11 protein-coding genes are annotated in these 14739 nt (G+C 46.9%); 3 read left to right on the top strand and 8 right to left on the bottom strand.

What is annotated here, in order from left to right; translation table 11 throughout:
• Positions 1 to 3 precede the first annotated feature (3 nt).
• Positions 4 to 270 carry an ACT domain-containing protein gene (locus PXH68_RS01305; RefSeq protein WP_024382312.1) on the bottom strand — a complete coding sequence of 89 codons (267 nt, stop codon included), beginning with the start codon at positions 268 to 270 and terminating at the stop codon, positions 4 to 6.
• 254 nt (positions 271 to 524) lie between these two features.
• On the opposite strand from PXH68_RS01305, the gene PXH68_RS01300 reads away from it, so the two are divergent.
• On the top strand, positions 525 to 2267 hold the full coding sequence (locus PXH68_RS01300; protein WP_248028659.1) for an ABC transporter ATP-binding protein: 1743 nt from the start codon (positions 525 to 527) through the stop codon (positions 2265 to 2267).
• Positions 2257 to 4005: an ABC transporter ATP-binding protein gene (locus PXH68_RS01295; protein ID WP_248028699.1), complete on the top strand. Its 1749-nt coding sequence runs from the start codon at positions 2257 to 2259 to the stop codon at positions 4003 to 4005. The genes PXH68_RS01300 and PXH68_RS01295 overlap by 11 nt, the downstream gene beginning before the upstream one ends.
• 252 nt (positions 4006 to 4257) lie before the next feature.
• Here PXH68_RS01295 and fni read toward each other — a convergent pair whose 3' ends face one another.
• The 6 genes from fni to thrC all read right to left on the bottom strand — a co-directional run bounded on the left by fni (position 4258) and on the right by thrC (position 11301).
• Positions 4258 to 5355: a type 2 isopentenyl-diphosphate Delta-isomerase gene (gene fni, locus PXH68_RS01290; RefSeq protein WP_248028700.1), complete on the bottom strand. Its 1098-nt coding sequence runs from the start codon at positions 5353 to 5355 to the stop codon at positions 4258 to 4260.
• Entirely contained in the window at positions 5327 to 6445 is a 1119-nt protein-coding gene (locus tag PXH68_RS01285) for a phosphomevalonate kinase (RefSeq protein ID WP_248028660.1), read from the bottom strand. Before PXH68_RS01285 ends, fni begins: the two co-directional genes overlap by 29 nt.
• Entirely contained in the window at positions 6435 to 7472 is a 1038-nt protein-coding gene (gene mvaD, locus PXH68_RS01280) for a diphosphomevalonate decarboxylase (protein ID WP_248028661.1), read from the bottom strand. Before mvaD ends, PXH68_RS01285 begins: the two co-directional genes overlap by 11 nt.
• Position 7473: 1 nt before the next feature.
• Positions 7474 to 8400, bottom strand: coding sequence for a mevalonate kinase (gene mvk, locus PXH68_RS01275; RefSeq protein WP_248028662.1), 927 nt, complete (start codon positions 8398 to 8400; stop codon positions 7474 to 7476).
• A gap of 98 nt (positions 8401 to 8498) precedes the next feature.
• Positions 8499 to 9767 carry an MATE family efflux transporter gene (locus PXH68_RS01270; RefSeq protein WP_248028663.1) on the bottom strand — a complete coding sequence of 423 codons (1269 nt, stop codon included), beginning with the start codon at positions 9765 to 9767 and terminating at the stop codon, positions 8499 to 8501.
• Between the two features lie 49 nt (positions 9768 to 9816).
• On the bottom strand, positions 9817 to 11301 hold the full coding sequence (gene thrC / locus PXH68_RS01265) for a threonine synthase (protein WP_248028664.1): 1485 nt from the start codon (positions 11299 to 11301) through the stop codon (positions 9817 to 9819).
• Between the two features lie 368 nt (positions 11302 to 11669).
• Between thrC and PXH68_RS01260 the strand changes: the two genes are divergently transcribed.
• The gene (locus PXH68_RS01260; RefSeq protein ID WP_248028665.1) at positions 11670 to 11810 is read left to right on the top strand and encodes a hypothetical protein; all 141 of its coding nucleotides are present in this window, start codon (positions 11670 to 11672) and stop codon (positions 11808 to 11810) included.
• A 41-nt stretch (positions 11811 to 11851) separates the two neighbouring features.
• On the opposite strand, the gene adhE is transcribed toward PXH68_RS01260, so the two are convergent.
• Positions 11852 to 14503, bottom strand: coding sequence for a bifunctional acetaldehyde-CoA/alcohol dehydrogenase (gene adhE, locus PXH68_RS01255; RefSeq protein ID WP_158455856.1), 2652 nt, complete (start codon positions 14501 to 14503; stop codon positions 11852 to 11854).
• Between the last annotated feature and the right edge of the window lie 236 nt (positions 14504 to 14739).

Here is a 14739-nt window from a genome sequence, read left to right as displayed (position 1 = left end):
TCCTTACAAGTTGTGCATGGCATCAAAAATCGCCGCACTTTGAATGTTGATTTTCACGTTCAAATTTTGACCAAAGGCATCCAATTCCGCACGAAGTTGCGTGAAATCTTTCTTCTCATCTGATGACACCACCGCCATCATGGTAAAATACTCATCCAAAACAGTCTGGGAAATGTCATCAATATTGAGTCCCAACTCCGCAATCTTAGTCGCAACACCAGCAACAATTCCTGACTTGTCCTTACCGACAACTGTAACAATAGCTTTCATCTGAACACCTCTTCTAAATTTTCATTTATTTTATCATAAATATGCAGAAAAAGGTAGAAATCGTCTAGTTTCTACCCCTATTATACGTATTTATCGTTTACTTGTTCTTCTTGCAAGTCACAGCCATGTTTGACTACTGTTTGAAGTAACAAACTTTCTATTTCTACCAGTCTATGATACACTAGTGTCAAGGAATTTTACTAATGTTGGTGGTAACAAGCTGCCAACCTTTCTTTTGTTCAGAAAGGACATCTATGAAAATCATCAAGCAATTATGGTGGTTCTTCTTCCTGGAAAAGAAGGCCTACCTGATTGGTATTCTATCCCTTTGCCTAGTCAGCGTGCTCAACTTGTTCCCAGCTTTTATCATGGGGCAATTGATCGATCAGATTGCCAGTGGCAAGTTGACGGATAGCCAGCTCTTTCTTGGCATCGGCGGACTGGTCTTGTCAGCCTTTGCTATGTACGGTCTCCGCTATGTCTGGAGGATGAATATCCTAGCAACATCCTATCAACTGGGCAAAATCATGAGGGCTCGCCTGTTTGAACACTTCATGCACCTATCTCCTTCCTTTTTCCAACAGCACAGGACTGGGGACCTAATGGCCCATGCGACCAATGATATCAATGCCTTAACCCGACTAGCTGGTGGTGGTGTCATGTCCTTTGTCGATGCAACGGTCACAGCCTTGGTTACCTTAATTACGATGAGTTTGAGCATTTCCTGGCAGATGACCCTGGTGGCAATCCTGCCCCTACCCTTCATGACACTCACTACTAATTTTTTAGGCCGTCAAACCCATGAAAACTTCAAGGCTTCACAGGCTGCCTTTTCAGAACTCAACAACAAGGTCCAGGAAGCTGTTTCAGGTATCAAAGTCACCAAATCCTTCGGCTACCAAGAGCAAGAAACAGCTGCCTTTCAGGCGGTCAATCAAGCTGCCTTCTTGCAGAATATCAAAACCATGCGGTACGATGCCCTATTCAACCCTGCTGTCCTCTTCTTCATCGGCCTGTCCTACCTGCTAACCTTGCTGGTCGGCTCCCGATTCATCTCGCAAGGTCTGGTCAGTCTTGGACAATTAGTTACCTTCATGACCTACTTAGACCTCCTGGTCTGGCCTCTCATGGCAATCGGTTTCTTGGTCAATATGAGCCAGCGTGGTGACGTGTCCTACAATCGTATCCAGAGCCTCCTCACTATTTCCTCAGAGGTGGTTGAAACAGACCAACCGCTACCTGCACCCAGCAATGGGCAGATTGTTTATGAAATTTCCGAGTTTGCCTATGATAACCTGTCAGTTCTGCAAGACATTGCCTTTTGCATCGAGCAGGGACAGACAATCGGTCTGGTGGGGCCAACAGGCTCTGGGAAGACCAGCCTGCTCAAGCTCCTGATGCGTGAATACGATGTGACCACGGGGCAGATCTTGCTCAATCAGGAAAATATCAAGAACTACAAGCTCGCTGACCTACGGCAGTTGATGGGCTATGTCCCCCAAGACCAGTTCCTTTTTGCGACCAGCGTTGCTGAAAATATCCGCTTTGGCAATCCAGATCTGTCTCTAGAACAGGTGGAGCAGGCTGCTCGGGCTGTCCATGTCTATGAGGATATTCAGGATATGCCGGATCGATTTGACACCATGGTTGGTGAAAAGGGCATTTCCCTGTCTGGTGGACAAAAGCAACGGTTGGCTATGGCTCGTGCTATGATTCTCAATCCAGATATTCTACTCTTGGATGATTCGCTCTCGGCAGTGGATGCAAAGACAGAACATGCTATTCTTGAAACCATTAAGCAAGAACGGCTGGGCAAGACGACCATTATCACCGCCCACCGTCTGTCAGCCATTGTCCATGCGGATTTGATTTTGGTCCTTGAAGACGGGAAAATCGTAGAACGAGGTCGTCACCAAGACCTATTGGATGAAAAAGGCTGGTATTACGATACCTATATGATGCAGCAGTTAGAAAGTGAGAAAAGCGATCGTGACTAAGACCAAACAAACCAGTGTTTTCTGGCGACTCCTGTCCTATCTGAAGCCCTATCGGCTGCTGACAATCCTTGCCCTCAGCTTTTTGTTGCTGACAACTCTTGTTCGTAGTTTGATCCCCCTTCTGGCTTCTTTCTTTATCGACCACTATACTTCTTCAATTTCTGAAACAGCTGTGGCTATTCTAGCCGCCTACTTTGCTCTCTACCTGCTTCAAATGTTGCTCCAGTATTTTGGAAATCTCTGGTTTGCTAAGGTTTCCTATAGCATTGTCAGAGACATTCGACGGGATGCTTTTGGGAGAATGGAAAAGATGGGAATGGCTTACTTTGACCAAACCCCTAGTGGTTCTATCGTCTCTCGAATTACCAACGATACCGAGAGCATTTCAGAGATGTTTTCGGGAATTTTATCCAGTTTTATCTCCGCTCTCTTTATTATCATTACCACGCTTTCGACCATGTTTGCGTTAGATTGGAAATTAACCAGTCTGATTGTCCTCTTCCTGCCCGTAATTTTCGTCCTGGTTGATCAGTATCGGAAGCGGTCAGCTCCCATTGTTGCCAAGATCAGAAGTCTGTTGAGTGCCATTAACAGCAAACTGGCAGAGAGCATTGAAGGGATTCGGATTATCCAGGCCTTTTCTCAGGAGGAGAGGCTAAAGGAAGAGTTTGAGGCTATCAACCAAGAACATCTGGACTATGCCAGTCGTTCCATGGCCTTGGACAGTCTCTTTCTCCGTCCTGCCCTATCACTTGTTAAGATTTTGGCCTATGCTCTTCTCATGACCTACTTTGGTTTGGATTGGTCACAAGCTGGAATTTCTGCTGGTCTTATCTACGCTTTCATCCAGTATGTCAATCGGCTTTTCGATCCCTTACTGGATGTCACGCAGCATTTTTCCACCCTCCAAACCTCTATGGTGTCTGCCGGACGAGTTTTTACACTCATGGACCAGACCATAGAGGAGCCGCTACAGGTTGACCGAGGGGCCAAGATTGACAAGGGGCATATTGTCTTTGAGGATGTCTGCTTTTCCTATGACGGCAAGCGGCAGATTCTGGACAAGGTTTCTTTTGAAGTGAGACAGGGGCAGACCATTGCCTTTGTAGGTGCCACTGGGTCTGGAAAATCCTCAATCATCAATGTCTTTATGCGCTTCTATGAGTTCCAATCTGGACGAATTCTCATCGACGGTCAGGATATCCGCAGTTTTTCACAAGAGGAATTGCGGTCAGCAATTGGCTTGGTCCTGCAGGATCCCTTCCTCTTCCACGGAACCATTGCTTCCAATATCCAGATGTATCAGGAGATTTCTCAAGAGGAGATTGAGGAAGCAGCTCGCTTTGTGGATGCTGCTCCCTTTATCGAGAAACTTCCTAACACATACAATCACCTTGTCACCGAGCGGGGTAGTGCTTTTTCGACAGGTCAACGGCAACTGCTGGCCTTTGCACGCACCATGGCTAGCAAGCCCAAGATTCTCATCTTAGATGAGGCGACTGCCAATATCGATTCTGAGACTGAGCAGACAGTACAGACTTCTCTGGAAAAAATGCGAAAAGGACGGACAACCATTGCCATCGCCCACCGCTTATCCACCATTCAAGATGCCGACTGCATCTATGTCTTGGACAAGGGAAAAATCATCGAGTCTGGAAACCACGAACAACTCCTAGCTCTCAAGGGTCACTACCACCGTATGTATCAGCTACAAGCAGGCCAATTGGCAGCGACCTAGAAACCACTTCCTGACAAAAGAGGCTGGACAGAAAGTCTTAAAAATAGAAAACAGCTTAGAGTTACGTTGTCAGAAACGTTGATTCTAAGCTGTTTTTGATTGTTAAAATTTTTATCAGAGGGGAATTTTTTTAGTTTTTGCCCAGCCTCTTTTTTCGAGTGTAGACTTTTCAGCGCCTCTATTGATCGCTGACCGCTTTCTATTACAACCCCTGCTGTTTCTTGTAATAGGTCACGGTCATGCCTGTCCAGTTTATTTTAACCCTCGTGACCGATTGGCATAGGCTTTCCAGTCAATCCCACGTGCCTCACACCAGTTTTGGACCTTTGGAGCCAAAATCAGATCTTTAGTGCGTAGTTCAGTCAGGTTTTTGGCGCCAAGCATACCAACAATGGCCCGAATTTCTTCCTTCATCTTGTCCAGTTCTAGGTAGGCAGCTTGAAGATGTTCACCATCTCCATCTTTCACCAATTGGAGAATGCGGTTTGACATCCCAACAGCATCGGCACCAACCGCCAAGAGTTTGACGATATCAAGAGAGGTTTTGACACCTCCTGATGCCAAAATCGACAATTCCTTCTGTCCTCTTGCTTCAAGAGCTTCCAGCGTAGATACCAAGGTAGATTGTCCCCACCCCTCCAGAAAATCCAGTTTATTCTGACTGCGCCTTGCATTTTCAATCTTGGCAAAATCTGTGCCACCAGTCCCAGAAATATCAATCGTTTTGACACCGACAGACAGCAGCTGTGAAATGGTCTCCCGACTCATACCAAAACCGACTTCCTTGACAATCACAGGCACCTCTAATTCCCTCACCAAGGTTTCGATATTTTTCAACCACATGGAAAAATCCCGATCACCTTCTGGCATTACAATCTCTTGAGGAGCATTGACATGGATTTGCAAAGCATTAGCCTCCAAGGCAGCAACTGCTCGCTTGGCATTATCCAAACCATGATGGGCACCTAGGTTGGCAAAAATTAATCCCTTAGGATTTTCCTTGCGCAAGACCGAAAAAGTATCCAATACATTCGGATCCTTCATAGCCGCACTCAAGGAGCCAGCCGCAACCGGAACACCTGTATAATGCGCCAAAATACCCAAGGAACGATTGATTTCTCCGGTCTTAGCACTCCCACCTGTCATTGCATTGATGTAAAATGGATAGGCTAGTTCAAAACCTGCAAAACAAGTCCTCACATCCACCTGATCCAGGGACAGCTCCGGCAAGGACTGATGAACAAAGCGTGTCTCTGTCAAATCACTCGGCGACTCTTCTTTGTATTGGAGACTAGCCAGTCCAACATGTTGGTCCTTTCGATCACTCCCAAATTCTTGCTGATACATCATCACGCTTGTTTACCTCACACATTTCTATATCCAGCGGCAATAAGCCCGCTGCCAGCCAATTTTTTTTGACTTTGTTTGCAATGGTCACAGAGCCTGCAAAAGCAATCCCACAATCACCACCACCTGCTCCTGATGTCTTGGCCACAGCGCCAACTTCCTCTGCTCTGTCAATCAGAGTTTTAAGAGCAAGAGTCTCGATCTCGACTCCAAGGACAGCTGAAGCCTCCTTTAAGAGGCGACGATTCTCACGAATTCCTTGCAAAAAGGCAGAGCGATCATCCGATTTACAGGCATGAATCAAGCCTTTTACACAGGCTAAACTATCTCGTAAGAAACCATCATATCCAGCTTGTGACCACTGCCCACTTGCTTTTTGGACACGGTCCAAGGAAGCATCTGTCGAGGCAACTGTCCCAGTCCATGCCGCCATAAACTGCACATCTGCTGGCAATTCTAATCGCTGGATGTCCAAATCCTTCCAGTCGGATTCCAGTAACGAATGAAGACTTTGCCGACTCGCTTCTTCTGTCAACCAAGACCGATCCACAGACTGATAAGCAACCAAGCCTGCAAAACTCGAAGCCGCCAAATCCCCAAAGGACCCTTTCATTTCCAATCTGGTCTGTACCAAAGCGGCCAACTTAAAAACAAGTAAATCCTTCTCTTCTAGTTTGATATAACGCAATAACGCTCTAACAAGTCCTACGGTCAAGGCACCCGAGGAGCCTAGACCATACTTCCGACCTGTCTCTCTATCATCCAAGTCAGAAGTAATCTTCAAATGAAAAGGACTAGAAAGCTGGCAACCAATTGCTCGACCATAGTCAAGGACCAGTTGCAAGGCAGTTGTAATCAAAGGATAGACTTCTGGCTGGGACACCCAAACTTGCCCCTCTTCCAGTCGCCAGGTCAACACAGTTTCAGGATCTTGCTCGGACCAGATGGTTCCTTCTTGCCCCTCCAAAACAGGTTCCAGACCAACCGTCAAAAAACGATTGACACCCGCTACGAGCGCCAGTTGCCCTGGCTGTACAATGGCATATTCTCCCGCTATGAATAGTTTTCCAGGAACAGCGACCTCAACCTTCATAACCAACCTCTTTCTGGAAGCGACTGTGAGACTGCTGCCACTCTTCTTCTGTCAACTGGCTAGCTCCCTGGCCTGGCAAACTTTCTATCAACTGAAACTCCGGCAACAAGACACTCAGTTCTCTCTTCAGTTCTTCCATCTGACTGGCACGACAGAGCACTTTTACATTCGGACCTGCATCCATGGTCATGTAGGCAGCAAGACCTGATTCCTCCCGCACCTGACGTACAGCTTCCTGAGCCCGCACACTCGCTGCAGACCAATAGGTAAAAGGTGGGTTGGCAGACAGGGTTGTCGCATGCATCTTCATCCCATTGTGCTCGGTCAACCGACCCAATTTCTCGAAATCTCGCTCAGCGATTGCTTCCTTGATCGCTGCTAAATCCTGGGCTGCAGTCTCTACCCAAGCCTGATAGAAAGGAGAAGTCGCCACCGTCAGGTCCATCCCCTCTCGACTAGCCACTTTTTTCTTGGCTTTATCAACTGCAATGACGAGCATACCGATATCCCAGTCCGCCTCATCAATCGGACGAGCAAGCGAATCCTCGGAACAAGTCCCCATATCCCACTCAACAAAGCCCCCAAACAGACTCCGAGTACTAGACCCTGAACCCCGGCGAGCAAAGCTCGAGAGAGCCTGACGAGACAAGTCGATATTCAAGGCCGTGGCTGTCGCCAAAGCTAGCGCCGCAAAGGCAGAAGCCGAACTGGCCAAACCAGCTGCTGTTGGAACGAAGTTGAGACTCTCAACAACCGCAAAACGATCTTCACCTATATATTCGCGAAACAAATCCAAAAAACGCGAAATTTTTCGAATTTCTTTCTCATCCTGTTCGAGACCATTTAAAATAAACCGATCTTCTGTAAAAGCTGTATCAAAAACCACCTTTGTATCGGTATAAAAGGCATCCAAAGTCAAGGATAGACTGGAATTCATTGGGAGGAAGAGCTCCTTATCCCGCTTGCCCCAGTATTTAATCAGAGCAATATTGGTATGGGCACGCGCAATGCCGACTGATTGTGTCATCTTATTCTCCTAAGTATTGTATCCATGTTTGTCGGGCTCCAGCTTGAGAAAGAACTGCTACCAGCTGCTGGGCCACTTCTTCTGTTTTGGCTAAGGCAATCATGCAGCCACCCCTGCCACCACCCGTTAGTTTGGCTCCCAAGGCTCCCTTGTTCATGGCCTGCTCGACCAACTGGTCCAGGCTAGGGTCTGACACCCCTAGTTCTTTCAGATGACAATGGGCTTGGCTCATCTTTTGGCCTAGAAGCTCTGCCCTGTTAAAAGCCAAGTCTTCTCGAGCACCCTCTGTCAACTCTCCCAAAGCTCGAATATGGTCATACACCTCTGGTTTTTCCCTAAGTAGGGCCGCTAAATCCGCGATGGCTTCCAAAGTGTTGCCTGTCTTGCCTGTGTCTGCCACCACCAAAAAGGCATCCAAGTGTAGGGCCAGGGGCTGGATAGGCTGGTCTTTTTTGAAATAGATGGGGGTGGTGCCACTGGTTGTCGCCGCATCAATGCCTGAGGGATTTCCATGTGCAATCTTCTCCGATGACTGGACGATGTCCCAGAGCTCGCTGTCGCTCAGGTCTTTTTTGTAGTAGGCAAAGAGGGCTCTTGCCACCGCAACAGCCACCGCTGCACTGGACCCCATGCCCCGCTCTGCTGGAATGGTGGATGTGATGGTGATATGAATAGCGGGATCGGTCGGTGCACCAATGCGATAGAGGGAAAAGCGAATGGCATGCTTGAGACTCTCCCATATCTTAGGCATCTGGTGGACCAAACCTTGATAAAACTCACATGTCACTGCTAAGGCCTGACCCTCGGTTCGAACGGTAGCCATGATTTCAACAGCAGAAAAAGGCATGGCAATGGCTGCTTGTCCGTAAACCACCGCATGCTCTCCCATCAAAATGATTTTTCCAGTTGATTTTCCTACTGCTTCCATTTTTCTCTCCTTTTGCAATCATTCTATTATACCATTTTCCAGATATTTATTCTTTTTCTCTATGTAAAAAACCAGTGCGGAGCGTACTGGTTTTTCAATTATCGTTTATTTTTTCTTCTATAAGACCTAACCAGAAGTCCTGCACGAAAGACATTGTCCAATACTGTCCCAATCCAAATGGCCGCAAAACCAACTTCTGTAAAGGTAAGCAGGAGGTAAGCAACTAAAATCCGCACACACCACATGCCAATACTGGTGGCATAAAAGGGCAGTTTGGCATTGCCCAAGCCCTGCCAGAGAGCCGTGTAAATCAGGGTCCCTGCCGTAAAAGGCACACCAATCAAGGAAGAAGTCAAAACTAGCATACTAGCCTGACTGGCTACCGCGTCCTGCGTATAGAGGCCAATCAAGTGCGGACCCAAGAGATAAACGGTCACCGCCACACCGTACATGAAAATCAGGCTCAAAACCAGACTGGCTTTGCGAACGGCATCGATTTTTTCGCTCTGCCCTTGGGCCTCGGCCGTTAGAATGACCGTCGCCGTTGCCAGCCCCAAAGCCGGCATATAGTTGAACTGCGTCAGGGTTTCACCTATGGCATTGCCCGCCAAAACCGCCGTCCCCAAGCCTGTAATCAAGCTCACGACCACCACGTCTCCTGCCCGCATCATGAGCCGCTCGCCCGTCGCAGGCAGGGCTAAAGCCATAAGTTTGCGGTCCAAGTGAAGTGTTAGGGGCGGTAGGGAAATCTCCAAGGATTGCCAGAGGATGAGGCAAGCAATCAAGCGGGACAAAACGGTACCGATTGCCACTCCTGCAATCCCCCAATCCAAGACAAATACTGCAAGAGCAGACAGAACGGCGTTGAGAAAATTAGACAGGAGGCTGATATACATAGGCAACTGTGTCCGACCCGTCGCCCGCAAGATAGCACCCAAGCTGGTCATGAGCCCAAGGAATACAATGCCTCCACCGACTATGGCCAGGTAAAGCCCTCCTGCCTCGGCAACCGCAGGCTCTGTCCCCAGCAAACCAAGCAAGCTCTGGCCGAACAAAATAGACAGCAAACCCAAGATGCTACTCAGCAAGACTGTCAACTTCAAGGCCTCTCCAGCTGCTCTACTGATTCTCTCCTGGTCACCTTGACCGACAGCCTGGGCTAAAAGCGAAGCCACCGCAGCCGCCAAGGCAATAAAAATCGCCTGATAAATCGCCATGATATTGCTGGCAACTGACACACCTGACAGAGCGACCAAGCCCAGAAAGGCCACCAAGTAAGAATCCACCATACCCATGACCATTTGAAGCATATTTTCCGCCATAGCTGGTAGAGCGATTTTTAACAAGTCTTTGTAAGTTTCTTTCATCTTTATCCAATTTATCCAATTCAAAAGGGGCTTTCGCCCCTCATTTCTATTAAACACCCAAATAGCGCTCTACTTCAGCCTGCATATCTGCAGCTGCAACGACGGTATTGTGGCGGACAGGTGCTGTTTCCAAACCGTCCACAGCTGGTGGTAGGGCTACACCTGAAATCTCATGCAATTTTGCAAGAGCTTCAAAGTCGGTCAAGCCTGACTGGCCTGTCACCGCTTCAACCGCAACCACTGGGAACTTGTATGGACTGGCTGTAGAAGCAATCACTGTCGGAGTCTGGTCCCCTGTTTGCTCCACATACTGTTTATAGACAGCTGAGGCAACAGCCGTATGTGGATCTTCAATGTAGTCTGACTCGTCATAGACACGCTTGATTTCCGCAGCAGTTTCTTCTTCTGTCGCAAAGGCGGCAGCAAAGAGAGAGAGGATATCCGCGTCAGCCCCTTGAATGTCATACTGACCAGATGTGTTCAAGGCTTCCATCAACTCAGCTGTTTTTGCAGCGTCATTGCCAAAGAGGTGGAAAATCAACCGCTCCAAGTTAGAGGACACCAAGATGTCCATGGACGGACTAGTGGTCACGCGGAAGGTGCGGTTCTTGTCATAAACGCCAGTCGAGAAAAAGTCGGTCAAGACATTGTTGTCGTTGGACGCACAGATGAGCTTGCCAACTGGCAGACCGATCTGCTTAGCGTAGTAAGCCGCCAAGATGTTGCCGAAGTTGCCTGTCGGAACGGTGAAGTTGACCTTGTCACCCGCCGCAATCTCACCAGTCTTAACCAGCTGAGCGTAGGCATAGACATAATAAACAATCTGGGGCACCAAGCGACCGATGTTCATGGAGTTGGCTGATGAAAACTGGAGCTTCTTAGCCGCCAACTTGGCACGAAGGGCCTCATCATTGAACATGTGCTTGACGTTGGTTTGGGCATCGTCAAAGTTTCCGTCAATAGCCACCACGTGGGTATTAGCACCTGTCTGAGTAGTCATCTGCAATTCTTGGACCTTAGACACCCCGTCGCGTGGGTAGAAGACGATGATTTGCGTGCCAGGAACGTCTGCAAAACCAGCCATGGCCGCCTTGCCTGTATCGCCTGAAGTCGCGGTCAAGATGACAATCTCATTCTCCAAACCGTGCTTTTTAGCCGCAGTCGTCATCAAGTAAGGGAGGATGGACAGAGCCATGTCCTTGAAGGCAATGGTTGAGCCACGGAAGAGCTCCAAGTTGTACTGACCTTTTAGCTTGACAACTGGGGCAATAACTGGCGTGTCAAACTTGCTGTCGTAGGCATTGTTGATACAGTAGTCCAGCTCGTCTGCCGTGAAATCATCCAAGAAAGCCGACAAAATCAGCTTGGCAACTTCTTGATAAGAAGCGTCTTTCAAAACAGAAAAATCCAGATCAACTGCAGGAATCGAAATCGGTGTAAACAAACCACCGTCGGTCGCCAAGCCCTGTAAAATCGCCTGACTAGCCGACACAGTATTTTTTGCATCGCGTGTTGATTGATATACTAATGTCATGGTATCCCTCATAAAAAATCTATTTTTTCTATTCTACCACAAATTGACAGAAAATTCCCAAGATATAATCAAAAACCCTTTACCTCATTCAAAAAAATGCTTTATTTTTTTTACAAATTTATAACATTTTCACCTGTGTCGGTACCTGGGTTGGAAAAAGCGAGCAAGCAGACTTTATTCAAGTCACCATCGCAGCTGATGGCGGTGTTGAAACAGGTGTTCGTTACAACCATAACCCTGAACAGACAGAAACATTTTCCGCACGAATCGACCAAAGCCAACTCTTATCTGATTCCGCCATTATCCTAGATCAATACCAAGGCAATCACACTGCCCTGATCGCTGGGACAAATGGACTTGGTGGCTGGTTGGTTCAATACCCTGTTGGCTATCAGTTAGAAGCAGGCACTCTCCAAATCAACCTATGGAACCTTTCTATCTTTGATAGCTTAGATCCCCAACAACCAGCTCTTCTTACCATTCAACTTAGCCCGCAAGAGGCAACATAAAAAATCTCCTTCATTGAAGGAGATTTTTTTGACTGCCTAAATTATTTGATACGACCTGGACGCTCTTTGTAACCATAGTAAGCATCTTCGATGATTTCTTGCATATGGTCAACCATTGCGAGGCGAGGGTTAGCAGGTGTACATTGGTCTTCATAAGCAAGAAGTGCCAATTCACGAGAGTGTGCTTTGAGTTCTTTCTCATCAACACCTTGGTCTTTCAAGTTCATCTTGATACCCAAGCGTTCGCCGAGTTCATAAACTGCTTTCGCGTAAGATGCTACACCTTCTTCTGGTGTTGAAGCTGGAAGTCCAAGCATTTTCGCGATGTCTTGATACTTCTCATCTGCACGGTAGTAGTTGTACTTAGGCCATGTAGCGGTCTTAGCTGGACGAGTACCGTTGTAACGGATAACGTATGGAAGCAAGATAGCGTTGGTACGGCCGTGAACAGTGTGGAAACGTCCACCAAGTTTGTGGGCCATTGAGTGAGAAATACCTAGGAAGGCGTTGGCGAAGGCCATACCTGCCATTGTTGATGCGTTATGCATTTTCTCACGAGATTCCCAATCTGCTTCTTTTACAGATTTTTCAAGGTTTTCAAAGACCAACTTGATAGCTTGAAGTGCCAAACCGTCTGTGTAGTCGTTGGCAACAGTAGAAACGTAAGCTTCTGTCGCGTGGGTCAAGACGTCCATACCTGTATCTGCTGCTACAAAGTCTGGCACACTCATAACAAATGCTGGGTCAACGATGGCAATGGTTGGTGTCAATGAGTAGTCAGCAAGTGGGTATTTACGGTTGTTTTTCTTATCAGAAATAACGGCAAATGGCGTAACTTCTGAACCAGTACCAGATGTAGTTGGGATACCAACATACTTAGCTTTTTCACCCAATTCTGGGAATTTGAAGGCACGTTTGCGGATGTCCATGAATTTTTGAACAAGGTCACGGAAGTCAACTTGTGGTTGCTCGTAGAAGAGCCACATGATTTTCGCAGCATCCATTACAGAACCACCACCGATTGCGATGATTGTGTCTGGTTTGAAGGCTTTCATTGCTTCTGCACCGCGTTCAACTGTTGTGATGTCTGGATCTGGTTCAATATCTGAGAAGACGGTGTACATCACTTTGTTTGAGCGAAGTTGCAATTGTTCAATTACACGTTGAACAAATCCAAGTTTCACAACGACTTCATCGGCTACGATCATGACTTTCTCAACATTTGCCATTACTTGCAAGTATTGAATGGAGTCACGTTCAAAGTAAATTTTTGATGGGACTTTAAACCATTGCATATTATTTCTCCGTCTTCCTACTTTCTTGATGTTGAGCAAGTTAAGGGCACTTACGTTGTCACTCACTGAGTTGCGTCCGTAAGAACCACATCCCAAAGTAAGAGATGGAAGGAAGGCGTTGTAAACATCACCGATACCACCGAAGGTTGATGGTGAGTTCCAGATAACACGGATAGCTTTTACGCGTGTACCGAATTCTTTAGCCAAATCTTCGTCAGCTGTGTGGATAGCAGCTGAGTGTCCAAGACCGTGGAATTCAACCATTTGACGTGCTGCTTCCAGACCTTCTTCACGGCCTTCTACTTTCAAGACAGCGATAACTGGTGACAATTTTTCACGTGTCAATGGCTCTTTTTCACCGATTTCAGCTACTTCTGCTGCCAAGATGTTGGTACCTTCTGGTACTTTAAAGCCAGCTTGTTCTGCAATCCATGCTGCTGGTTTACCAACGATATCAGCATTCAATTTGCCTTCTGCACAGTTTTTGCTGTTAGCTTTCACGCCGAAGCAGAATTCTTCCAGAAGAGCTTTTTCTTTCTTATTCACAAAATAAGTGTGGTAAGACTTGAATTCTTCTACAAATTCATCATAGATGTCCTTGTCCACAATAACAGCTTGCTCAGATGCGCAGACCATACCATTGTCAAATGACTTAGACATAACGATATCATGAGCTGCTTGACGGATGTTTGCTGATTTTTCCACATAAGCTGGTACGTTACCTGCACCTACCCCAAGGGCTGGTTTGCCACAAGAGTAAGCTGCACGCACCATTGCGTTACCACCTGTCGCAAGAATTGTTGCGATACCATCGTGCTTCATCAACTCTGAAGTTGCTTCCATAGATGGTTTTGTAATCCATTGGATACAGTTTTCAGGCGCACCTGCTGCTACAGCTGCTTCATAGACAACGCGGGCTGCGTGTGCTGATGATTCTTGTGCAGATGGGTGGAAGGCAAAGACGATTGGGTTACGCGTTTTAAGAGCAATCAATGATTTGAAGATGGCTGTTGAAGTTGGGTTGGTTGTTGGAGTAACCCCACAGATAACACCCACTGGCTCAGCAATCAAGGTCAAACCAGTTACTTCGTCGTCTTCAATCACGCCAACAGTTTTCACACCGCGCATGTTGTTAACAACGTGTTCGCAGGCGAAGAGGTTTTTAGTCGCCTTATCTTCAAAGACGCCACGGCCAGTTTCTTCATGGGCATGCATGGCCAAGACACCGTGTTGATCCAAGGCAGCTACTGACGCTTTCGCAACGATGTAGTCAACTTGTTCTTGATCAAGAAGACGGAACTCTTCGAGAGCAACGAGACCTTTTTGCACCAACTCATCAACGTGAGTGCGAGCTTCAGCTAGTTTTTCTTCTGGTGATACTACTTTTTTATCAGCCATTGGGATTCCTCCAAAATGTTCTTTTTTCTAGTCAACTTCCTTTGTTAACTTTTTCACAAATATATTCTACACCATCTTCTTGGATTTGTAAAGAGTTTGTTAAAAATTTCACAAATTTTTCCAGTTTCTTGTGAAATTTGCTGCAAGATTCCTTTTGTTTTAGGGTTTTCAGTCCTAGTTTGTGAAAGAGATTTTGCTGAATTCTTGGATTTCACAAGACTTTTTTGAATTCTCAC

The organism is Streptococcus sp. 29896, from assembly GCF_032594915.1.
Taxonomy (GTDB): Bacteria; Bacillota; Bacilli; order Lactobacillales; family Streptococcaceae; genus Streptococcus; species Streptococcus suivaginalis.
The sequence above is the reverse complement of the archived record's forward strand: the minus strand, read 5'-3'. Positions and strand labels throughout refer to the sequence as shown.

Bases quoted from the DNA above. Each gene is read 5' to 3' on its own strand.
- PXH68_RS01305 (WP_024382312.1), bottom strand. From the start codon at position 270: ATGAAAGCTATTGTTACAGTTGTCGGTAAGGACAAGTCAGGAATTGTT.
- PXH68_RS01300 (WP_248028659.1), top strand. From the start codon at position 525: ATGAAAATCATCAAGCAATTATGGTGGTTCTTCTTCCTGGAAAAGAAG.
- fni (WP_248028700.1), bottom strand. From the start codon at position 5,355: ATGATGTATCAGCAAGAATTTGGGAGTGATCGAAAGGACCAACATGTT.
- PXH68_RS01285 (WP_248028660.1), bottom strand. From the start codon at position 6,445: ATGAAGGTTGAGGTCGCTGTTCCTGGAAAACTATTCATAGCGGGAGAA.
- mvaD (WP_248028661.1), bottom strand. From the start codon at position 7,472: ATGACACAATCAGTCGGCATTGCGCGTGCCCATACCAATATTGCTCTG.
- mvk (WP_248028662.1), bottom strand. From the start codon at position 8,400: ATGGAAGCAGTAGGAAAATCAACTGGAAAAATCATTTTGATGGGAGAG.
- PXH68_RS01270 (WP_248028663.1), bottom strand. From the start codon at position 9,767: ATGAAAGAAACTTACAAAGACTTGTTAAAAATCGCTCTACCAGCTATG.
- thrC (WP_248028664.1), bottom strand. From the start codon at position 11,301: ATGACATTAGTATATCAATCAACACGCGATGCAAAAAATACTGTGTCG.
- adhE (WP_158455856.1), bottom strand. From the start codon at position 14,503: ATGGCTGATAAAAAAGTAGTATCACCAGAAGAAAAACTAGCTGAAGCT.